Here is a 22,271-nt window from a genome sequence, read left to right as displayed (position 1 = left end):
TTAGTGCCCTCCTCGGTCGTCGCCCAGGACAGCGCTCAGCGGGTTGCTGTTGTCGCGGTCCTCGTCGAACAGCGAACCGGTGGTGCGCCACTGGCTGGCGCCGCGCTCGGAGTCGCCGCCCTGCTGACCGCCTCCCGCGCCACCACCCATCATGCCGCCGCCACCCATCATGCCGCCGCCCGTCATTCCGCCTGGCGCGCCGGGCGAGCTCTGGCCCTGAGCGTCCTGCATGGACGGCAGGTTCGCCGAACCCGCCTGGCCCGCCTCGGAGGCGCTGGTGCTGAAGCCGGAGCCGTTGTCACCGCTCGACGGGGTGCTCCAGGCGTTCTCCGGAGCCGAGCCGCCCAGGACGGACTCACCGTGGCCGGAGGCACCGCCGGTGAACGAGACGCCCGACGTGGAGGTGCTGTCCGAGGCGTGCGCGAACGACGGACCGTCAGCCGAGATCTTGGGCTCGCCGACGTTCGGCATGATGCCGTTGTCCTCGATGTAGCTGCGGCCCATGGACTCCTGGAAGCGCTCGCCCAAGGGGGCTCCGCTGTCCTGACCTGGCGGGCTCCAGACCTGGTCGCTCGCCGCCTGCGCGGGCATGGTCTGGAACTCGGCCTCGGCCGGCAACGTGCGGATGTCGCCATCGGCCTGCTGCGGGAAGTCGGAGTCCGGAAGGTTCAGCGGGTCGTCGAGGCGCAGGCCGTCGGTCTTGCCACCGGAACCGGCACCATCAGCGGCCGCGGGGTTGTCGTCCTCCCCGAACTCGACGCCGACCTGGTCGGGCGTGCCGTCACCGTTGTCCGCGGTCAGGTTGATCTCGCCGGTCTCGGCGTTGACCTCGGCGGTGAAGTTCACACCGTCCTGCTCGATGTGGATCTTGCCGTCGCTGCCGACCTCGACCGGGATCGGGTTCGACTCCGACCCCTGCGGGCCCGTCGTCGGAGCCGCACCGCCACCGGGCGCCGGGGTGTTGCCGGGAGCGCCGGGTGCCTGTGCCGTCGGGTTCGACGGGGTCGTACCGGTGAGCGTGTTCGCCATGTTCGTGATGGCCTGCGTGCCGTTCTGGCCCATCAGCGCCTTGGCGGCCTCGGGGTTCTTGCTGAAGTCCAGGTCGTAGGTCTTCGGGTCGCCCTTCGGCGTGTCGATCGTCATCTTCACGTGCCCGTTCGAGTCGGGCTCCGTGACCTTGATCGTGTTGTCGCCGGCCTTGACCGTGACGCTCTCGAGCTTCTCCTCCGGCTTGGGGTGGTCCGGCTTGCCGTCGCCGTCGAGGTCGTCGGGCTTGCCGTCACCGTCGGTGTCACCGGGAACGTCCGGCTTGCCGTCGCCGTCCTTGTCGAGAGGGTTCTCCGGCTTCGGCACCTCGGGCATGCCGCCGGGCGGGCCGCCACCTCCGGGAGGAGGACCGCCGCCACCGGGAGGGCCACCGCCACCAGGGGGAGGACCGCCGCCCGGAGGCTTCTTGCCCGCGTCCACGAACGACGGCGCCTCGCCGGCCGATGCGATCGCGTTGGCCTTGATCGCGACCTCGAGGCCCTTGTCGATGGCCTCGTAGTCCTTGGTGATGCCGTCCTGCACGTTCGCGCAGTAACCGTCGAACGCGGTCTTCTTGGAGTCGAACTCCTCGCAGAACGCCTTGAGCTTCTGCTTGGCCGTGTCGATGATCTTCTGGCGGGTGTCGCTGATCCAGTCGCCCCAGCCCCACCCGGCGAGCAGACCGAGCGGGCCGCCGCAGATCGCGCCGATCACGGAGCCGGAGATGTCGTTCGCGATGCCGGAGACCCAGTCGAGGATGCCGCCGTCGTTCTCGATGATGTCGCCGGTGGCGTGCCGGGTCGCTTCCTCGACCTGCTCGACGGTCATCCCGCCGCACTTGTCGGAGTACTGGTCGTGGACCTGCTGCGCGAACTCCTTGACGTGCTTGGAGATGTTCTCCGCGCCTGCGATGACCGTGGCACCCGCGCGGCCGGTGTCGGTGACCATCGCCTTCGTGGCGGTGGCGAACTTGTCGTGGAAGCCCCGCGCCGACTCCGCGGCGGGTCCCTCCCACGAACCAAGCCCGTTCCAGGCGGTGCCGAGCTGGTTGTCGTGGTTCTGCAGCTGCTTGGTCCACTCGTCGAGCTTGTGCGCGTCCTCGCGGAACTTCGCGAGGTCGATGTCGCGCACCTGCTCGTACTGCTCTTTGATCTTCCCGTAGTCCGCCGGCTGGCCGCCCTGGTGCCCACAGGCCTCGGCGGCCTTCTGGTAGAGCGGAGCGAACTTCTCGTAGAACTTGAGGCCTGCCGCGCCCGCGTCGAGCAGCACGTTGGAGTTCTGGAAGGGGCCGCCCTCGTTCAGCACCTTCTGGCTCGCGCCGAGCTGCTGCTCCTCCTTGGCCTTGTTCACGACCTTGTCGGCGTCGCCGCCCTCTTTGGTCCAGTTGGCGTACTTCGCCTCCTTGCCGAGGACGTAGGCCTCGCTGGCGCCACCGGTGAGGGGTGCCAGCAGGAAGCCGCCGACGTGGCTGCCGACGCCGGGGTTGTCGGGTACCTCGACGCCGTTGGCCTGGGCGTAGCGCTTGACGTCGTCCTCGGAACCACCGGCACCCGCGAGCGCGGGAACGAGCGCCTGCTTGGTCTCCTTGGAGACGGTCGGGTCGTCGAGAAGCTTCTTGATCTCGTTCTGGTCGGCCACGACTGGTTATCCCTTGAACTTGCCCGTGGTCGACGACTCGGTCGACTCGTAGGTCTTCGCGACATCCTTCAGGCGCGTGGCAATGGCGGTGGCTTCCTTGCCGAAAGCCTCGACGTTGGCGCCCAAGCGGTCGAAGTGCGTCTTGAACTTGCCTTCGTAGCCCTTGAACTTGCGCCCGACGTGCGGTGCCCCCACGACCGGCAGGATCTGCGCCTTCATCGCGCCCAGCTCCGACCCGTGGCTCTCGTACTGACCCGCGGTCTTCGTGAGATCCCCGGATGAAACGCCGAATCCAGCCATTCCTCGCCTCCCCTTGTCCCCGATCTGACGCAATTCGGCCGCATCGGGTTCCGCCACACAGTGCCAGCTCCCGTCACCCGTTGACGGGAGCTCCGCGATGTCGGTTGCCTTAGTAAACAGGCATCCGGTGACGTGTGCCGATGATCACCACTGATCGGGTGGAGGCGGCTGCTGACCAGGCGGTGGCTGCTGGGGCCACTGCTGACCGGGAGGCGGGCCCTGAGGTGGGTACGGGCCCTGCGGGGGCGGAGGGTAGCCCTGGTGCGGCGGATACTGCGGCTTCTTGCGCCTGGACGAAAGCACAACCGCGAGCACGAGGCCGCCGGCCAGCACGAACAGGATGATCAGCAGCTCGACCGGTCCGATGTTGCCCATGGCCCCCTCCGAGATCCTCAGCGGACCGAGGAAACCACACCCGCGAGGCGCTGCGCTGCCGACTCAGCCTGTTCGTGGCTCGTCGCCTCGACCATCACCCGCACGAGCTGCTCCGTTCCGGACGGGCGCAGCAGCACGCGGCCGGTGTCACCCAGCTCGGCCTCGACGGCGGCCACGGCCTCGCTGACCGACGACGCCTTGGCGACGGCGGCCTTGTCCGAGACCTTGACGTTGATCAGGACCTGCGGCAGGCGGCGCATCACCGACGCGAGGTCGGCCAGCGACTTGCCGGTCTCGGCCATGCGGGCCATCAGGCGCAACGCGGTGAGCAGGCCGTCGCCCGTGGTGGCGTGCGCCGGCAGCACCACGTGACCGGACTGCTCGCCGCCGAGCGAGAAACCGCCGGCCTTGAGGTCCTGCAGCACGTACCGGTCGCCGACCGCGGTGGTGCGCAGGCGGATGTTCTCCGCCTTCATGGCGAGGTGCAGGCCGAGGTTGCTCATGACTGTGGCGACCAGCGTGTTCTCGTACAGCTCGCCCGAGTCGCGCATGGCGAGCGCGAGGATCGCGAGGATCTGGTCGCCGTCGACGCTGTTGCCCTCGGCGTCCACGGCGAGGCAGCGGTCGGCGTCACCGTCGTGCGCGATGCCGAGGTCGGCACCGTGCTCGCGGACCGCGGCGGCCACGACGTCGATGTGCGTCGAGCCACAGCCGTCGTTGATGTTGAGGCCGTCCGGGGTCGCGTTGATCGCGATCACCTCGGCCCCGGCGCGGCGGTACGCGTCCGGTGCGGCCACCGACGCGGCACCGTTCGCGCAGTCCACCACGACCTTGAGGCCGTCGAGGCGGTGCGGCGTGACCTTGAGCAGGTGCTCGACGTACTGGGTCTCGGCGTCTGTGACGTCGCGCACCCTGCCGATCGCGGAGCCGGTGGGCCGCTCGAAGCCGGTGCCCATGAGCTGCTCGATCTCGTCCTCGACGTGGTCGGGCAGCTTGTGGCCGCCCGCGGCGAAGAGCTTGATCCCGTTGTCCGGCATCGCGTTGTGCGAGGCGGAGATCATCACACCGATGTCGGCGCCGAGAGCGGCGACGAGGTGGGCGACGGCCGGGGTGGGCAGGGCGCCGACCCGCAGGACGTCCGCGCCGGCCGACGTGAGGCCCGCGGTGACGGCGGCGTCGAGCATCTCGCTGCTCGCCCGGGGGTCGCGTCCGACGACGGCGACCGGGCGGTGGGAGTGGTCGTGCTCGGCGAGCACGCGCGCCGCCGCGGCGGCGACGGACATCGCGAGCTCAGGGGTGAGATCGGCGTTGGCGAGTCCACGCACACCGTCGGTGCCGAACAAGCGGGCCATGAATCCTCCGATATGGACACTGCAAGGCGGCGGGAAAGACCCGGAAAACACTGCGGGAGCAGCAGTTCGAGGTGAACTGCTGCTCCCGCAGGTACAGCTGATGCTTCGTATCAGCGCTTGGAGTACTGAGGCGCCTTGCGGGCCTTCTTCAGACCGTACTTCTTGCGCTCCTTGACCCTCGGGTCACGGGTGAGGAAGCCGGCCTTCTTCAGGGCCGGGCGGTCCTCGGAGTCGACGGCGATCAGCGCACGCGCGATGGCGAGACGCAGCGCACCGGCCTGGCCGGTGATGCCGCCGCCACGCAGGTTGGCGATCACGTCGAAGGTCTCGGGCTTCTCCGTGGTGACGAGCGGCTCCTTGATGAGCTGCTGGTGCACCTTGTTCGGGAAGTAGTCCTCGAGGGCCTTGCCGTTCAGCGTGAACTTGCCGGTGCCGGGCACGAGGCGGACGCGAACGACGGCCTCCTTGCGGCGGCCGACGGTCTGCGCGAGGTGCGCGGCGCCGTTCAGCGAGGGAGCGACGACCACCGGCGCGGAGGCTTCTTCCTCGACGACCTCGGCCTCAGTGGCCTCGGCCTCGGGAGCAGCCTCGACGACCTCGGCCTCGACAACCTCAGCCTCGACCTCGGGGGTCTCGACCTCAGGGGTCTCGTTCTCAGGGGTGGTCACAGGAACTTCCTCGGTGTACTCGTCGCTCACTGGGCGATCTTCTTGATCTCGAAGGTCTGCGGCTGCTGCGCCGCGTGCGGGTGGTTCGGTCCGCTGTAGACCTTCAGCTTGTTCGCGATCTGACGGCCAAGGCGGTTCTTGGGCAGCATGCCCTTGATCGCCTTCTCCACCAGGCGGTCCGGACGCGTGTCCAGGACCTCGCCGAAGGACTGCTTGCGCAGACCACCGGGGAAGCCGGAGTGGCGGTACTGGAACGCCTGGTCACGCTTCGCGCCGGTCAGAGCGACCTTGTCCGCGTTGATGATGACAACGAAGTCACCGGTGTCAACGTGGGGAGCGTAGGTCGGCTTGTGCTTGCCGCGCAGCAGCGTCGCGGCCTGGGTGGCGAGCCGGCCGAGCACCACGTCCTGGGCGTCGATCACGTGCCAGGTGCGGGTCACCTCACCGGGCTTCGGGCTGTACGTGCGCACGGATCTACCTCGTCGTCACTTGCGTCTGGGGTCACTGCGGCGGTTGCCCCAGACCGATCTTGGACGGACCAAGCGGTGGTTCCGAGACAGGCGCGGCACACATGGGCGCCAGCTACCGCACAACAACGTAAGAAGATACCGGATGGGTGGTGCGGGGACCAAAACGGCCCCTCCGAAGCACCCTTCTCCGGACGTACGCGAGCCCCGGACCACGTGGTTCCGGGGCTCGCGAGAGGTCTAGCTGAACCGCAGAGGTCTTACCAGCGGCGGGCGTTCTGCTCCTCAGCCTGCTTGTAAGCCTCGGCGGCCTGCATGGTGGCCGAACCGATGGAGGCCAGCACGGCCTGCAGGTCGGCGGCGGCGGTGTTCCACTTGTCCTGCGCCTCGTTGTAGGCAGCGGAGGACGAACCATCCCACGCACCCAGCACTCGCTTGACCTCGGCCTGGAGGTCGTTCAACTGCTGCTCCACCTGCTTGGCCCCGCTGGTGATCTGCTGAGAGGTGCTCATCAGCTCGCCGAACGTGATCTTGATAGGGCTGGACATTTCTTTCTCCCCTTAAGGCTGATGCGAAAGTGTGAAGGTCTGCGTTGGTTCAGCTGCCGAGACGGTTCGAGATGTCGCTGACTGCCTGCGACTGCTCTTCTTCGTTCTGGATGTAGGTCTGGGCGGAGCCCGAGATCTGCTCGGCGATGCTGCGCAGAGCCTCCTGGACCTTCCGAGTGTCGTCGTCGAAGCGTTCCATCAGCTTCGTGAACGCGGCGGCCGCAGCGCCATCCCACGAGCCGCGGACCCCCTCGGCGGCGCCGCGCACCTGGCGGAGCGTGCCCTGGGTCTGGCCGTCGATGTCGATGATCTGCTTCGCGAGACGGTCGAGGTCTTCCGGTCCAACGGTAAAGCTGCCCATTGGGAATATCCCCCTTCAGAGAACTTCAGGTCGCACTTCTTGGTTCGTACGCCTCTTACGACGCAAGACCCTGCCATGCCGGTTCCACCCTGTCGCGACTTCTTTCGAAGTAGTTGCTCTAGTAAACGGTCCCGGGTGAAACCGGGGTCAGTAGAGGATTCGCGACTGCGAAAAGTCCTCGTCATCGTCACTCGCACGGGGAAGCTGACCACTCGGACCGGCGATAGCGGCAGAACCGAGAGTGGCCACCGGCTGCGTCTCAACTGGTGCGGGCGTGGTCAGTTCCGCGGCGTCGGGAACCTGTTCGACGGGCAGGCCGCGATCCGTGCGGAACCCGGTGGCGGCCTCGCGCACGTCGGCCGAGGTGGCTTGGGCATCGGGCTCGACCTTGCGCTCACGCGCCTGCCTCGCCAGGTCACGTGTGCGTTCCCGCAGCTTGGCGTTGCGTTCACCGATCTCACCTGAGGCACGACGAGCACGGGTGACCGCTGCCCCGACCTCTGAACGAAACCGGCCGAGGGCCTCGGTGGCGGACATCGGCAACTCCCCTGACGTTGCTACTTCGGCTTGATGACCAGTGAGCGGACGATCTGCTCGCAGGCGGTGCGGACCCCCGCCTGGCCGGCCTCGGTCGCCTGGCATCCCACACTCACCTGGGCCCTGCCGGCGAACTGGATGTACCAGTCGACCGCCGCGCCGCTCACTTCTTCGCGATAGTGAACAACAGACTTGCCCGCAAATGTGGTCGCTTCAGCAAATCCGGAGACCTTGTCGCCGTCTTCCTTGCGCTTGTCGTATTGGTTCTGCAGTTCTTTCACAGCCCTGGGATGATCCACGCCACTGTCGTAGAGAAGAGTTTGCTCCTGCACAGCAATGCGGTCGACCGGCGAATCCGGCTGGGCGGTTTTACGGTCAATCGGTTGCAAAAGCACCTGCCGGTCCGGCGCCACTCCGCCCGTCTGCTCCCACCCGTCCGGACGGGTGAAGCTGTAGTCGTAGACGGCGATCTGGTTGCCGGGCGGGTTCTGCTGCTGCTGCGTCTTGTCGTGGTTCAGCCAGAAGTAGCCACCCACACCCGCCGCAGCGAGCACGACCACGACACCGATCGTGATGAACAGCGGTGCCTTGCTCTTCTTCTTCGGTGGCGGGGCCGTGGGGAACTGCGAGGGGAACTGCGACACGGGCGGCGGCGTGATCCGGCGGGTGATCTTGCGGGTGGAGTCGTCGTTCACCCGAAGGTTGTGGGTGACGTCACCCGGATTACCCATCGGAGTCTTCTGCTGGGCGACGCCACCGGTCCGTTCCGGATCCAGGCTGACGGCCCGCAGCGCGCCGCGGGCGACGACGGTCTCCGGCTGGTCGATGCTCATCGGCACCACGCGCGTGTGCTCGTGGACCAGCCGGGCGACGAGCGGAATCCGGCTCGACCCACCGACCAGGAACACCCCGGCCAGCTGCTGGGGCGCGAGCCCCGAGTCACGCACCGCAGCACCGACCAGCGCGGCCGCCCTGCTGAGCGGCGCGGTGATCAGCTGCTCCAGGTCGGACCGCGTCACGTGCGCGTCGGGGAACGGCGGCGGCATCGGCACATCGGTGTAGGCGTGCCGCGACAACGTCTCTTTGGCACCCCGGACGTCCTGCCGCAGCACCCGCCGCTTACGCCGATCCGCCATCTCCCTGCCCTCGACGAGCTGCCGCCACGCCTCGGGATCCTTCGCCGCGACCAGCCCACCGACGTGCTCCAGCAACGCCTGATCAACGTCAGCGCCGCCGAAGCTCGGGTCACCCTTGGCCGAGAGGACGCGGAAGCTCTTGCCCGTGCGCGTCACCACACTCGCGTCCACAGTTCCGCCGCCGAGGTCGAGCACGGCGAGCGAGCCCCCGTCCGGAACGGAGTGGCTCGCGGAGTGGAAGACGGCAGCCGCGACGGGCTCCGGCACGAGCACCAGCTCGCGGCCGAGTCCCCGCGCAGCCTGCAGCAGCACTCGGGTGCGGACCGTTCCCCAGTCCGCGGGGTGTGTCAGCACGAGAAGGTCTACAGGTGCCCCGCCACCGACCCGGCGCGCTTCTCCGACCGCACGGGTGAGCACCGCGCGAACGACGTCCACGACGGGCAACACGGTGCTGCCCAGCAGCAACTCACCCTCGTCGATGCGGCGCTTCGGGTGCGGCTCGTAGCGGGCAGGATCGACTGCGGCCTGGCGCTCGGCCTCCTGGCCGACGAACAACGTCCCGTCGGCGGCGGCGAACACGGCGGACGGCACCAGCGGCTGGCCGTCGAACACCACGACCTGCGGCTCCCGGCCGTGTGCCGAGACGGCGACGCAGGTGCTCGACGTGCCGAAGTCGACCGCGACGTGCAGGCTCATGCACCTTCCCCTCTTCCGGGCACATGCTTACCCGATGTGACTGGTCTGGCGCAGGTCGCCGCGAGAGTTCGCCCGAGAACTCAGACAGCTGTGCACGCCGGCCGCGCGGCCGACTCGTCGACGGGGTCGCCGCCGAGCAGCACGTCCAGCGGGCCCAGGACCCGGAACTCGACGCTCACCGATCACGCCCTCCGCCGGGCCTCGGCCAGCGCGACCCGAAGTCGTTCTTCGGCATCGGCGTCGCCCGCGTCGGCGTAGTTCTCCAGGGCCGCGGTGGCGATGTCGATCACCTTGCGGTGCAGGCCCAGAGCCAGGGTCGCCTCGACGACCACGGCCATTGCGCGGGCTGCCCCGCGGCGTTCGCCCAGGCCCTCGAAGAGGGCGAGGGCCTTCTCCGCGCCGGTCAGCGCGTGTCCGGCGTCGCCGGCGGCCAGGTCGACCTGAGCGACCCTGGTCATGCAGTAGGCGATGCCGCGGTTGTCGTCTAGGCCGGTCGCCAGCTCCAGCGCCTCGCGGGCGGCCGCACCCGCCCGCACCAGGTCGCCGCTGTCCATGGCGATCGACGCGATCCTGCTGAGCACCAACGCGATCTCGTTCGGTTTGCCGCCACTACGGCTGAGCGCCAGGGCCTCGTCCATGACTTCCGCCGACTCCGCGTGACGGCCTTCGGTCGCGAGCATGGTGCCCAGTTCGCGCAACGAGCCCGAAAGCAGGTTGGGCACACCGCTCGCTCGCGCCGCGGCCACGGCACGTTCGGCGAGCACCAGCTGCGGCTGTCCGGTGTGGACCATCCGGTAGTAGGTCAACGCGCCGAGTGAGGCGGCCAGTTCGGCCTGGGCGTCCATGGCCTCGAAGGCGTCGGCACAGCGCGAGTACCCGTCGAGCACCTCCTCGGTGACGCCGCGCGTCACCCGCTGCGCCATCAGGTCGAGCTCGCAGCGCCACGCGACCAGGTCGTTGCCGTCGGCGAACGCCGCTTCCCTGACGAGCTCGCGCAGCTGCAGGACCCGGTCGTGGGAGTAGTAGACGTCGAGGAAGGTGAACGCGCGGTCGATGAGGTTCGCGGCGTCGTCGATCCAGTTCTCCCGCAGGCAGTACAGGATCGCGCGGTCGATGTTGACCATCTCGGCCAGCAGGAAGTTCTCGTCGCCGCCGAGCCGTTCGATCTCGGCGCGATCCAGCGCGGTGGACGGGACGAGGGGCTGCAGCGGCAGTTCGTCGCCTCCCGTCCAGTCCGCGATGGCCAGGTCGACGAGGGTCAGCAGGAGGTCGAGGTAGTGGCGCATGGCGGTCGCGACGACCTGCGCGTCCTCCGCGCGCACCAGTTCGGCGGCGTACACCGCGAGCAGGTCGTGCAGGCGGTAGCGGGGCTCACCGGTCACGTCGAGACCGACCTCGTCGATCAGGTTCGCCTCCACGAGCCGTTCCACGAGCCGCTCGCCGCCACCACCGGCCAGCACGCCCACCGTCCAGGAGGCCACGTCGGTCGCGCCGAGCAGCCCGAGTCTGCGGAACGCCGTCGCCGCGTCGGCGGGCAGGGCTTCGTAGCTGGGGCCGAACGTCGCGCGGACCTCCAGGTCGCCCATGGCCAGCTCGTCGAGCCGGTGGCGTTCGTCGGACAACCGGCGGGCCAGCGATCCCAGCGGCAACGACTCGCGGGCGGCCAGACGGGCTCCCGCGACCCTCAACGCGAGCGGCAGACCGCCACACGCGCCTGCGATCGCGGCCACGGCGGCGCTGTCGGTGCCGGCCCGTTCCGCGCCGAGAACGCTCGTCAGCAACGCGATCCCGTCGTCCGGGCCGAGCGGCGGCACCCGCAGGCTCTGCGCGCCCTCGACTAGGACGAGCTGCTGACGACTGCTGATGAGCACCGCGCAGCCGGCCGTTCCCGGCAACAACGGCCTGACCTGGTCCGGACCGGCGGCGTCGTCCAGCACCACGAGCATCGCGCGGTCGGCCAACTGAGCGCGGAACGCGGCACTGCGCGCCTCCAGGCCGTCCGGGATGGCCGAGACGTGCACGTCCAGCGCCACCAGCAACTCGGCGAGCACCTCCGCCGGTTCGCGCGGGGTACCACCGGCGCCGTTGAGCCTGGCGAAGAGCTGGCCGTCGGGAAACCTGTCGCGAAGCCGATGCGCGGCCTTGATCGTGAACGCGCTCTTGCCGACGCCAGGCGCACCGGTGAGCACGACCACCGGCACACCGGGACCCGCGAGCCGCTCCTCGACCTTGCGGAACATGCCCTCACGACCCACGAAGTCCGCCGTGTCGGGCGGCAACTGGCAGAGCGTCCTGCGCGGACCGGCCGGCTCCGACACCTCGCCGTTGAGCAGCGCGAGGTGGAGCTGACGCAGCTCCGGTGCCGGGTCGACGCCCAGCTCATCGGCCAGCAGCGCGGTGACCTCGCGATAGCTCTCGAGCGCCTCCGCCTGCCGCCCGGAGCGGTAGAGCGCGGACATCCGCTGCGCCCAGAACCGTTCCCGCAACGGGTGCTGCTGGGTCAACGCGGTCAGCTCGGCCACGAGGCCGCTCGCCAGGCCACGTTCCAGGTCGGCGTCGATCCGGCGTTCCAGGGCGTCGAGGCGTTCGTTCTCCAGACGCGGCACCTCGTCGCGGTGCAGCGCGTCGGAGCCGACGTTCGCCAGCGCGGGACCACGCCACAGCTCGGTGGCCGCGGCGAAGTCACCGGCCTTCACCAGCCGGCGGAACCTCAGCAGGTCCAGCTCGTCCGGCCCGACCTCGGCCAGGTAGCCACCGGGAGTGGTGCGCACGCGGTTGGCCGCGCCGAGGGCCTGCCTGAGCCGCAACACCGTGGTCTGCAACGTCTTGTGTGCACGGTCCGCTGTGGGCGGATCACCTTCCCACAGGCGGTCGACCAGCTCGTCCACCGACATGAACTGGTTGGGGCGCAGCAACAAGGTCGCCAGCAGCACCCGGCCGCGTCCACCTGCGACAGTCACCGGCTCACCGTCGAGCAGCACTTCGAGGGGGCCGAGCACGCGGAACTCGACGCTCATGATCCCCCTTCCACCCAGGTCTCCGAGTGTTACATCGGCTCACAAATCTGGCTAAGCACCGACGCCGTTCGGGCTGCTACTCCAACGCCGCAAGAGCGACAGCGATCTCCTCCGCCGCGGCCCCGTCGAGCCCACGCTGGATGGCCGCCGTTCGTTGCCAGGCGGCCTCGGCTTGCGCACCGAGTCCCAGGCGCGCAACGCGAAGGCCGGCGCGACCCGCAGTCGCCGCACGACCATCTGCAAAGCGGCCTTGGCGCGATCGAGCCGGGGAGGGGTACCGTCCGAGGTCCACCAGCTCGTCGACCGGCACGAACTGGTTGGCTCTGAGCAACAACGCCGCGAGCAGCGCCTGGGACCGTCCGGCTGGGACCGTCACGGGTTCGCCGTCGAGAAGCACTTCCAACGGCCCCAGCACGCGATACTCGGCTTGCACGGCATCCCCCCAGGTCACGAGCAGTGTAGACGCGCTGTGATCGCTGTGTGAGCAAAGTGTGAGCGCCCTGGGGCACAGTTGCACTCAGCGGTGCTGGTGGCATGAAGACCTGGGGGGCCACCAGCACCGCTCATCAGTTCCGGGCCGCGGCACGTGACCCAAGTGCGAGCGTCGCGCGCGACCCTGTGTCCGGCCGGCCCCACCGCAGTTACCTCCCTCTTCACTGTGGCGGGGCCGGTCTCCTCAGCTGATCCGAGCGAGCATCTCCGGCACGTCCTCCGCCTTCGCGAAACCGAGGTCGTCGTAGAGTCGAGCGCGGCGAGGTAGTTGCCCCGTGCCGCCACCACAGCCAGCGCGAGCGGCAGTCCCGCACACAGCCCGACGAGCCGCATAGCCGCTCATGTCGCGGACGTTGTCGAGCAGTACCAGCGCCCACCGCCGGGACAACAGGAAGCGGTAGCCCTCCAGCATGGCGTCGGTGGCGAGCGGGATCTCGTCGGTCGACACCAACTCGTTGGCGCGCAACGGAAGCGTGGCGAGCAGCACGCGGTACTCGTCCCTCCCCCAGGTGAGACCGAGCATCGAGTCTGTGAGCGTGGACCGGGTGTGACCGAAGTGTGAGCACCGCAGGGCAAAGTGGTGATCAGCCGGATGACGAGAGTGACAACGAGTTTTTGGGGGGTGTCACGATCGTCTGCCTCCGACCGGGCTGCCCCTCCCCAGTGGGTCCGCCCGGCGGAGATCCGGTCAATGGGGGGAACCGGACAGTCCCCTGCTGTCTGGTTGGGCCCGCGGCTTCGGCTGCGGGCCCTTACTTTTGCCCGGAAGATGCGCGGAGGCCAGGCGCCAGCGGATGTCATCAAGGCGTGAGCGCCGCGAGAGAGGCGTCCGGCAAAGTCTTCATCAACCGGTTCGACGGAGGCAGGCAAGACCTGGGGGAACCTCCGAAGAGTCCCGGCCGGTGCGGTCTCCTCCCTCTTGACCGCACCGGATCCGGGTCCCGGCGAATGGGGGGAGCAGGTAGAACCCCTGCTACCTGAGTGGGCCCGCGGCCGAAGCCGCGGGCCCTTTCACATTCCGCAAAAACACGCGGGGCCCTTTCCCGATGAGTGGGAAAGGGCCCCGCGCGCGGTCGTTGCTATTAGTCGGGCGAGATCCAGGCGAACTGCATGCGCTGCTGACCGTGCTTGCGCGTCACCATCGTGCCCCGGCCAGGAGGCTGCGGCGACGGCTTGAGGTTGCCGACGATGTTGCCCTCCTCCTTCGAACCGGAACCCACGAAGATCGGCGCCGAGATCTCCTTCAGCTTGCCCATCACCGGGTCGTACATCGCGCGCGACGCACCACCCATGCGGCGGACCAGGATGATGTGCAGACCGACGTCCTTGGCCTGCGGGATGAACTCGGCCAGCGGCTGCAGCGGGTTCACGCCACCCTGCGGAGCGACCAGGTCGTAGTCGTCGACGATCACGAACACCTCGGGACCGGTCCACCAGGAGCGGTTCTTGAGCTGTTCCTGCGTGACGTCCGGGCCGGGCATGCGCTTGACGAGCGAGCCGCGGACCTCCTGGACGTTCTGCGTGAGCTGGGCGCCCGACACCGCGTAGGTCAGCAGGTGGTCGGTGTCGATGAAGCCGAGCATCGTGCGGCGGAAGTCCGCGAGCAGGATCAACGCCTCGGACGAGGTGTAGCTCGTCATGATGCCGCGGACGATCGTGCGCAGGATGTTCGTCTTGCCCGCCTCGCCGTCGGCCAGCGCGAAGAAGTGCGGGTCCGCGTCGAAGTCCATGTAGACCGGCGCGAGCTCGTCCTCGTTGACGCCGACCGGGACCAGGTGGCCGCGGTTCGGGTTGAGCTGCTGGACCTGTGCCATGAACTGCCCGTAGTCGAGCACGTCCGGCAGCATCCGGACCTGCGGGGCACGTGCGCCGGGCCAGGCCTGGTTGAGCTTGTTGGCGAGGTCCTGGACACCCGCGGAGACCGTGGTCGGGTCCTGCGAGGTGTCGACGCGCGGCAGACCGACGAGGAAGTGCAGCTTGCGTCCGGTGGAGCCGTCGATCGTGAGACCGCGGCCGGGACGACCGGGCGGCACGTTGACCGCGACCTTGCGGTCGACCTCCGACTCGCTCGGGTCACCGAGACGCAGCTCGAACCGCGTGCCGAGGAGGTCCTTCATCGCGGGCCGGATCTCCGCCCACCTGTTGGCGGCGATGATCACGTGCACGCCGTAGGACAGACCCTGCGCGGCGAGCGCCTGGACCTGCGGCTCGACCATCTCGAACTCCTGGCGGAAGTTCATCCAGCCGTCCACGATCAGGAACGCGTCACCGAAGTCGTCGTCCTTGATCTCACCGCGGCGCTTGCGGTTGCGGAACTCGACCATCGAGTCGATGCGCTGGTCGCGCCACCGCAGTTCGCGCTCGCTGATCAGGGTCTGGAGCTCGGCCACCATGCGGCGGACCTTGTCGACGTCGAGACGACCGGCGAAGCCACCGACGTGCGGCAGGTCCTCCATCGCGGCGAGCGTGCCACCACCGAGGTCGATGCAGTAGAACTGCGCCTCCTGCGGGGTGTGCGTCAGCGCCATCGACGCGATCATCGTCCTGAGCAGCATCGACTTGCCCGACTGCGGACCACCGACGACCGCACCGTGACCGGCGGCACCGGAGTAGTCCGCCCACAGCAGGTCGCGGCGCTGCTCGAACGGCTTGTCGACCACGCCGACCGGGATCTGCAGCGTGCCGTTCGCCGGGTAACCGGGAGACGTGAGACCGCGGTCCTGGGTCACGTCGAGCGGCGGCAGCATCGTGTCCATCGTCGGCGGCTCGTTGAGCGGCGGCAGCCACACCTCGTGCGCGGGCGGGCCCTGGCCGACGAGACGGTCGACGATGAGCTCGAGTTGGGTCGGCTCGTTCGCCTCTTCCTTCTTCTCCTCGACCTTGACCGGCTCGATCGGCCGCTCCGGCTCCTTCGGGATCTCGATGAAGTCCGGCACGAAGAACCGCGGGCGCTTGTCGCTGCGCACGGCCACCGACTCACCGGCGGACTGCATGCCCGACGGCCGGTAGGTGCCCGAGACGTAGAGCGCCTTGAACCTGGTCAGCGGCATGCCCTGCACGCTCAGGTAACCCGAGCCCGGGATCGGCGGCAGCTCGTAGGCGTCCGGCACACCGATCGCCGCACGCGACTCGGCCGCGTTGAACGTCTTCAGGCCGATCCGGTACGAGAGGAACGTGTCCAGACCGCGCAGCTTGCCTTCCTCGAGCCGCTGCGACGCGAGGAGCATGTGCATCTGCAGCGACCGGCCGACACGACCGATCTGCAGGAAGATGTCGATGAAGTCCGGCTTCGCCGTCAGCATCTCGGAGAACTCGTCGATGCAGATGAAGAGCGCGGGCAACGGGTCGAGCTGGGCACCGTTCTCACGGGCCTTCTCGTAGTCCCAGACGTTCTTGTAGTTGCCCTTCGCCAGCTCTTCCTGACGACGGGACACCTCGCCCTCGATGGCGTCCTTCATGCGGTCGACCAGGCTGAGGTCGCCGGCGAGGTTGGTGATCGTCGCGGCGACGTGCGGTGCCTTGTCCAGACCGAGGAACGTCGCACCACCCTTGAAGTCGACGAGGATCATGTTGAGCGCCGTCGACGAGTGCGAGGCCAGCAGACCCAGCACCAGCGTGCGGAGGAACTCCGACTTGCCGGAACCGGTCGCGCCGATGCACAGGCCGTGCGGGCCCATGCCGTCCTCGGCCGCTTCCTTGATGTCGAGCACGACGGCCTGGCCGTGCTCGCCGATGCCGAACGGGATGCTGTACCGGTCGCGCTTGGGCCGGGGCCTCCACGCCTGCTGCACGTCGAACGTCAGCGGGTCGCCGGGGATGCCCATGAACTCGAGCAGCGGCGGGTTGTTGGTCATCGCCAACGGGTCCTCGCCCGAGTCGCCACCGGCCTCACCGGCGGCGCCCATGCGGTACGGCGAGAGCCTGCGGGCCAGTGCCTCGATCTCGACGATGGACAGCCGGTCCGGCGCGCCGAACCACTCGACACCGCTCGCGGAACGGGCGCCCAGCTGGTTGTTCTCGACGACGAGACGCAGACCGCGCCGCGCCGTCAGGTTGCCCAGGCACTCGGACAGGTCCAGCAGCGTGACGCCGACCAGACCCTCCTCGAGGATGATCATCTCTTCGCGGCTGATGTCGCCGTCGTCGATGACGATCACGATGTGCGGCTGGTCGGGCGGCGGAGGGGCGTTGCGGGTGAACCGCTGCCGGTCGCGCAGGTTCTCGTCCAGCATCGCCTCGATCTCGGCGAGCGAGTTCGCCATCATGCGGCGCTGGCCGATGCCGTCGATGTCGGTGGGGTGCTGCGCGTGCGGCAACCACTTCGCCCACTCCCACAGCTGCTTCGTGCGGCCCGCGCTGACGACCGCGATCAGCAGGTCGTCGGGGGCGTGGAACGTGACGAGCTGGGCGAGCAGGGCGCGCGCGACGTCGCGGCGGTCCTCGATGTCGCCGAGCAGGCCCACCGCGGCGAAACCGCGCAGTGCGATGGAGATCGGCAGGTCGGGCACGAGCGAGTGGGCGCGCACGAACCGGCGCAGGGCCAGCGTCGCGATCGGCTCGAGCTCCTCGACGGGACCGGTCTGCGGCGGCACCAGGCGGGTGGCGAGGCGCTGCGAGCCCCGTCCCGCGCGCAGGTGGCAGAAGTCCGGGTCGTTCTGACGGCGTTCCCACATGCGGCGGGTGGTGGCGAGCGACCACAGCATCTGCGGGTCCGGGTGCACCCACTCGCGTTCGGCGCGCTGTTCGTCAGCCGCCTCGCGGGCGCGGTCGCGCATCTGGCCGAGATACCGTAGGTAGTCCTTGCGGTCCTCGTTCATCTCGGCCTTCTTCTGGCCTTTGCCAGAACCCATGCCGCCCGCCATCATGCCGATGGTCGAGATCATCATCATGCCCGGCATGATCATCGCCGCCGGCTGCTTCGGCGTCAGCACGAGCATCATGCCCATCATGCCGACGGACGCGACGATCATGACGACGGGCATCGCCTTCATCATGATGTTGCCGGGGATGATCCGGGGGACCTCGGGTGGCGGCTCGAGGTGGACCTCGCCGCCGGGAGGCCGGGGAGCAGCAAGGCGTGCCGTTCGCTTGAACTGCAGCGTGCTCAACTGACAGGCACCTCTTCGACTCTCGTTACGCCACCAGTAGCAACCGACACTATTGCGCATCTGAACGAGCCACGAAGGTGGGTCGAGAAAAAACCCAGTCGAACGTGTTCTGCGAACCACACGTGCAGAAGGCGCCGGTGCGGCCATACTAGGGCCGCCCGGCGAGCGTCCGAGTGGACCAATAGGGTCGGGCCGTTGATTTGTAAGTGCTGATCTGACTTAGGGGGCCCTGGTGGCGACCGGTACGACGGTGTTCAGCCGTGTCACGGTGGTGGCACCTCGAACGCGTATCGACGTCGCGCTGCCTGCCGACGTGGCGGTGGCCGATCTCCTGCCGATGTTGCTGGACATGGCGAGAGAGGCCACTCCGGACGGTGGTGTCCGGCACGGCGGCTGGTGCCTCGCGAAGCTCGGCGACAGCCCGCTCGACCCGGCGCGCACGCTGGCGTCGCTCGGCGTGGTCGACGGTGAACTGCTGCAGTTGCGGCGCCGCAACGAGAACCCGCCGCCGCCGCTGTACGACGACGTCGTCGACGCGATCGCGGAGTCCGACCCGGACTCGTTCCGGCCGTGGACCAAGGAAACCGCGCAGAAGTTCGGCCACATCGCGGGCGCGCTCGCGTTGATCGCCTCCGCGGTGGCGTTGTTCCTGTCCGGTCCGGTGACCGTCGCGGGCCAGGGCAGCGGTCTCGCCGCCGCCATCGCCGCGGGTGTCACCGCCGTCGCCGCACTGGCGACGGGCGCGACCATCGCGCGTGCGTACAAGGCAGCGTCGACCGGTGTGCTGATCGCCGCGTGCGGTTCGCTGCCGATGGCGTTCGTGGCCGGCTTCCACGCCGTGCCCGGTGTCGGCTTCAACCCGAAGATGCTGCTGGCGTCCGCGCTGATGATGATCTTCGCGTGGGGCGGCATCCTGCTGATCGGCCAGGGCATCACGGTGTTCATCGCCGCGGCCACTGGCGGCACGCTCGTGGCGCTGGCGTTCCTCGTCGCGACGTTCGTCAACCACCCGCTCGCCGGTGTGGCCGCGGCAACCGGTGCCGTGGCGCTCGCCGCGCTGTCGATGCTGCCGAGGCTCACGCTGCAGCTGGCCAAGATCCCGCCGCCCGTCGTGCCGACCAACGCCGAGGACCTCAAGGAGGACACCGGCTTCCCGGAGTTCGCGGTCATCGAGCGCCGCACCGCCGTCGCGCACGAGTACCTCACCGGCATGATCATCGGAACCGGTGTCGTGGCCGCGCTGGCCGCGATCGTCGCCGCGGGTGACGACTCGATCTGGGGCCCGATCTACGGCGTCGTCGTCGCGATCGTGCTGATGATGCGCGGCCGTGCGTACGCGAACGGCGCGCAGGCCGTGGCACTGCTGTCCACCGGCATGTTCGCCAGCGCGGGCATCCTGCTCGCCTGGTTGATCGGCACCAACGAGTTCAACCGCATCGTGTTCGTGTTCGGCACGCTGCTGGTCCTCGGCGCGGGCGCGCTCGTGCTCGGTGTCGTGTTCCCCGGCCAGAAGTTCTCACCGCCGTTGCGCCGCACCGTCGACATCATCGAGGCCGTCCTCATCGCCGCCGTGGTGCCGCTGGCGCTCGCGGTGATGGACCTGTACGCGGTGTTCCGGGGTCTGATCGGGGCAGCATGAGCACCGCGATGAGGCGTACCACGGCGGTAGCGACCGCCGGACTGCTTCTGCTGACGGGGGCGTTGCCGCACGCCTCCGCTCAGCCGTCGTCGTCGACACCGGCCGCGGCCAGGCCGAACTCGGTTCCGCCGGACCTGCCGCCGGGCACCGAGCCGCCCAAGGACGACGGCAAGCCGGACGTCAAGTACGAACGCACCTCCAAGGGGTGCGTGGAGTCCGACACCAAGAGCGAACTGATCAAGCAGATGCCCTGGGGCCAGGTCCACCTGAACCTGGATCAGGCGCACAGGTTCGCCAAGGGCAAGGGCATCAAGATCGCGATCATCGACACCGGCGTCGACCCGCGCAACCCCCGCTTCGGCAACCGCGTCCAGGGCGGCGGCGAGTACGTCGACGGCAACAAGAACGGTCTCGACGACTGCGACGGCCACGGCACCGAGGTCGCGGGTGTCGCCGCGGCGGCCAAGACCGAGGGCGACTTCATCGGCGCCGCACCGGAAGCGGACATCCTCGCGATCCGCCAGACCAGCGACCGGTTCGAGTTCAAGGGCGACGCGAACAACGAGAAGCGCGTGTCCGCCGGCAAGGTGAGCACCCTGGCGATGGCGATCGTCCGCGCGGCGAGCCAGAACGCCAAGGTCATCAACATCTCGCTGACGAACTGCGGCGCTCCCAAGGGTTTCAGCGCGGACGACCAGAAGCTGCAGGCCGCGATCCGGTGGGCCGTCGACGTCAAGGACGTGGTGATCGTCACCGCGGCCGGCAACCTCAACGACCAGGGCGCCGGGTGCGCGAAGCAGAACGACAACCTGGACCCGAGCAACGTCAACTCGATCTCGTCGCCCGCCTGGTTCGCCAACGACGTGCTGTCGGTGGCGTCGATCGCCCGGTCCGGCGCGGTCTCGACGTTCAGCGTCTGGGGCCCGTGGGTCAGCATCGCCGCGCCGGGTGAGGAGATCATCTCCGTCGACCCCAAGGGCACCGGTCTGACGAACGCCAATGTCACCGCGCAGGCCACGACCGACATCAAGGGCACCAGCTTCGCCTCGCCGTACGTGGCGGGCATCACGGCGCTGGTGCGCGAGCGGTTCCCGAACCTCAAGGCGCGCCAGGTGATGGATCGCCTGAAGGCCACCGCACTGCACCCCGGCAACGTGTCGGGAAAGGACAACAAGGTCGGCTTCGGCATGATCAACCCGGTGGCCGCGCTGACCGCGGTGCTGCCCGCCGAGGCGTCCGGGTTCCAGAAGCCGCAGCCGAAGGAGCTGACCACGTCCGTCACGCCGCCGCCCGGCCTCGACTGGCCGCCGATCATCGTGGCGCTGTCGGGCATCGGTCTCGGTGGTGCACTGCTGATGCTCACGCTGTTCGTGCGCAACTCGCTGAACCGCAGGCACAAACAGACCTAGCACATACGAAAACGGCCCCGCTGGAATTCACCAGCGGGGCCGTTTTTCGTCGTCAGTCGTCGTCGCCGATCACCTTCGGCGCCGCCTTCTTGGGCTTGCCGAGCAGGTCGTCGATCGAACCGGTGATGCGCATCTTGGCCTTGTGCTCCTTGTCGCCGCCCTGCTGGCCGCCACCGCCCATGCCGCCCATCATGCCGCCGCCCATCATCCCGGCACCGCCTGCAGCACCCCCAGGACGTCCACCAGCGGCCGCGGCGGCCGGTGCGGCCCCAGCACCCTTCTCCGGGGGCGGAGACTGCTCAGAGACGCCTGTGGCGCCTCCGAACTGCATCGGCTGCGGGTGTGCGGCAGAAGCTGCGGGAGCACCGACCGAACCGACCCCGCCCGCACCGACGGAGCCACCGCCACCGGTCGATGGCGTGCCACCGCCCTTGCTCGCGGCGGCCGCGGCTGCCGCGGCCGTGTCGGAGGCCTTAGCCGGTTCCGGAGTCTTCGCCTCGGGCTTCGCGGGCGCGGTGTAGGTCCAGTCCTCGTCGGGGTATTTGTGCTCCATCCGCACGGACCCGAACTTGCCGGCCTCACCGGAAACCCCGTCGCACAGCTTGAGAAACGCCTCGAGCACCTGCCGCGCCGAGTCGTGCAGCTCGCGGACGGGGTCCTTGATCTCCTCGATGTGCTTGACCGCGCGCTGGTCGCCCTCCAGGGGCAGCGCCGCCGTGCCGGACACCGAGTCGGCGACGTCGGCGAGCACGTGCGCCATGTCCTGCACGATGTCGCGAACCCCGTCGGCGGTCTCCTCCAGCGCGTCCGCCATGGCGTTCATCGCGTCGGACATGTCACCGCCCGCGAGGCCCACCTTGCGCATGTGGTCCATGAACGCGTCGGCGTCCTTGCCCTCCCACCGCGCGTCGACCCCGCCCAGCGGTGCCGCGACGTGCTTGGTGACCGCCTCGCTCACCTTCGCGGCTTTGCGCCAGCGTTCGGCTTCCTCGCGGAGGTCGTTCCAGTCGCCCACCAGCGGGTCGAAGTAGTCGTGCACGAGGTCCACGACACCGAGCTTGCGGCTCACCCGCGAGAGGTAGTCGAGCTCGGGACCGACCTCGGCCGCGATCTGCCTGCCGTCCGTGCCGTTCCTGCTCACCACAGCCCCCTACCGCCGATCGACCTTCTTGATGGCCTGCAACGCCTCGTCGTCGTGGTGACCGTGCTGCCTGGCCACCTCGTGCAGGCCCTTCGCGGCCGCGTCGAGCGTGTCGCAGGCGCGGGCGAGCTGCGAGTTGAGCAGCTCGGCGGCGCGCGCGTAGCCCTGGGCGCTGCCGAGCGTTCTGCCGATCTCGCCGAACGACTCGGGGCGCAGCGGAGACGTCTTCATGGCGTCCCGCACCCGCCTCAGATCGTCCGTCGTGCCGTCGATCCGGTCGGCGTACTTCTCCAGCCACTCCGGATCGACGGACATCCGACCGGCCACGTGTTCCCCCTAAGACGATTCCGGGTGCATTCCG

At 68.9% G+C, this 22,271-nt stretch carries 18 protein-coding genes; 2 read left to right on the top strand and 16 right to left on the bottom strand.

Annotated elements, in window-relative coordinates; all coding sequences use genetic code 11:
- The 14 genes from ABZ345_RS38530 to eccCa all read right to left on the bottom strand — a co-directional run bounded on the left by ABZ345_RS38530 (position 1) and on the right by eccCa (position 17,721).
- Positions 1 to 2,664: a hypothetical protein gene (locus ABZ345_RS38530; RefSeq protein WP_359859849.1), complete on the bottom strand. Its 2,664-nt coding sequence runs from the start codon at positions 2,662 to 2,664 to the stop codon at positions 1 to 3.
- Between the two features lie 6 nt (positions 2,665 to 2,670).
- Positions 2,671 to 2,964 (bottom strand): hypothetical protein, encoded by a 294-nt coding sequence (locus tag ABZ345_RS38525; RefSeq protein WP_359859847.1) that lies wholly within the window; start codon positions 2,962 to 2,964, stop codon positions 2,671 to 2,673.
- Between the two features lie 144 nt (positions 2,965 to 3,108).
- Positions 3,109 to 3,339: a hypothetical protein gene (locus ABZ345_RS38520; protein WP_359859845.1), complete on the bottom strand. Its 231-nt coding sequence runs from the start codon at positions 3,337 to 3,339 to the stop codon at positions 3,109 to 3,111.
- Positions 3,340 to 3,356: 17 nt separating this feature from the next.
- Positions 3,357 to 4,691, bottom strand: coding sequence for a phosphoglucosamine mutase (gene glmM / locus ABZ345_RS38515; protein ID WP_359859843.1), 1,335 nt, complete (start codon positions 4,689 to 4,691; stop codon positions 3,357 to 3,359).
- A 110-nt stretch (positions 4,692 to 4,801) separates the two neighbouring features.
- Positions 4,802 to 5,359 carry a 30S ribosomal protein S9 gene (gene rpsI / locus ABZ345_RS38510; RefSeq protein WP_359859841.1) on the bottom strand — a complete coding sequence of 186 codons (558 nt, stop codon included), beginning with the start codon at positions 5,357 to 5,359 and terminating at the stop codon, positions 4,802 to 4,804.
- A gap of 26 nt (positions 5,360 to 5,385) precedes the next feature.
- Positions 5,386 to 5,829: a 50S ribosomal protein L13 gene (rplM, locus tag ABZ345_RS38505; RefSeq protein WP_359859839.1), complete on the bottom strand. Its 444-nt coding sequence runs from the start codon at positions 5,827 to 5,829 to the stop codon at positions 5,386 to 5,388.
- A gap of 257 nt (positions 5,830 to 6,086) precedes the next feature.
- Positions 6,087 to 6,374: a WXG100 family type VII secretion target gene (locus ABZ345_RS38500; RefSeq protein WP_359859837.1), complete on the bottom strand. Its 288-nt coding sequence runs from the start codon at positions 6,372 to 6,374 to the stop codon at positions 6,087 to 6,089.
- A 49-nt stretch (positions 6,375 to 6,423) separates the two neighbouring features.
- A complete protein-coding gene (locus ABZ345_RS38495) occupies positions 6,424 to 6,735 on the bottom strand; it encodes a WXG100 family type VII secretion target (protein ID WP_359859835.1) in 312 nt (103 codons plus the stop codon).
- Between the two features lie 147 nt (positions 6,736 to 6,882).
- Positions 6,883 to 7,272 (bottom strand): hypothetical protein, encoded by a 390-nt coding sequence (locus ABZ345_RS38490; RefSeq protein ID WP_359859833.1) that lies wholly within the window; start codon positions 7,270 to 7,272, stop codon positions 6,883 to 6,885.
- 20 nt (positions 7,273 to 7,292) lie between these two features.
- Positions 7,293 to 9,104 carry a type VII secretion-associated protein gene (locus ABZ345_RS38485; RefSeq protein WP_359859831.1) on the bottom strand — a complete coding sequence of 604 codons (1,812 nt, stop codon included), beginning with the start codon at positions 9,102 to 9,104 and terminating at the stop codon, positions 7,293 to 7,295.
- Between the two features lie 182 nt (positions 9,105 to 9,286).
- Positions 9,287 to 12,121, bottom strand: a complete 2,835-nt coding sequence (locus ABZ345_RS38480) for a BTAD domain-containing putative transcriptional regulator (RefSeq protein WP_359859829.1) — start codon at positions 12,119 to 12,121, stop codon at positions 9,287 to 9,289.
- A gap of 76 nt (positions 12,122 to 12,197) precedes the next feature.
- Complete coding sequence (locus ABZ345_RS38475; RefSeq protein ID WP_359859827.1) at positions 12,198 to 12,572, bottom strand: hypothetical protein; 375 nt, start codon at positions 12,570 to 12,572, stop codon at positions 12,198 to 12,200.
- A 225-nt stretch (positions 12,573 to 12,797) separates the two neighbouring features.
- A complete protein-coding gene (locus ABZ345_RS38470; RefSeq protein ID WP_359859825.1) occupies positions 12,798 to 13,136 on the bottom strand; it encodes a hypothetical protein in 339 nt (112 codons plus the stop codon).
- A 559-nt stretch (positions 13,137 to 13,695) separates the two neighbouring features.
- The gene (gene eccCa, locus ABZ345_RS38465) at positions 13,696 to 17,721 is read right to left on the bottom strand and encodes a type VII secretion protein EccCa (RefSeq protein WP_359859823.1); all 4,026 of its coding nucleotides are present in this window, start codon (positions 17,719 to 17,721) and stop codon (positions 13,696 to 13,698) included.
- 232 nt (positions 17,722 to 17,953) lie between these two features.
- Here eccCa and eccD point away from each other — a divergent pair, with 232 nt between their 5' ends.
- Positions 17,954 to 19,360 carry a type VII secretion integral membrane protein EccD gene (gene eccD / locus ABZ345_RS38460; protein ID WP_359859821.1) on the top strand — a complete coding sequence of 469 codons (1,407 nt, stop codon included), beginning with the start codon at positions 17,954 to 17,956 and terminating at the stop codon, positions 19,358 to 19,360.
- A gap of 8 nt (positions 19,361 to 19,368) precedes the next feature.
- Positions 19,369 to 20,769, top strand: coding sequence for a type VII secretion-associated serine protease mycosin (gene mycP, locus ABZ345_RS38455; protein ID WP_359859819.1), 1,401 nt, complete (start codon positions 19,369 to 19,371; stop codon positions 20,767 to 20,769).
- A gap of 52 nt (positions 20,770 to 20,821) precedes the next feature.
- Here the strand turns inward: mycP and ABZ345_RS38450 are convergent, their stop codons facing one another.
- Together ABZ345_RS38450 and ABZ345_RS38445 are read right to left on the bottom strand one after the other, a co-directional pair.
- Positions 20,822 to 21,910: a hypothetical protein gene (locus tag ABZ345_RS38450; RefSeq protein ID WP_359859817.1), complete on the bottom strand. Its 1,089-nt coding sequence runs from the start codon at positions 21,908 to 21,910 to the stop codon at positions 20,822 to 20,824.
- A gap of 9 nt (positions 21,911 to 21,919) precedes the next feature.
- Complete coding sequence (locus ABZ345_RS38445; protein WP_359859815.1) at positions 21,920 to 22,237, bottom strand: hypothetical protein; 318 nt, start codon at positions 22,235 to 22,237, stop codon at positions 21,920 to 21,922.
- Positions 22,238 to 22,271: the final 34 nt, after the last annotated feature.

Source organism: Lentzea sp. NPDC005914, from assembly GCF_040629405.1.
Taxonomy (GTDB): Bacteria; Actinomycetota; Actinomycetes; order Mycobacteriales; family Pseudonocardiaceae; genus Lentzea.
This window is presented reverse-complemented; position numbering and strand designations above follow the sequence as displayed.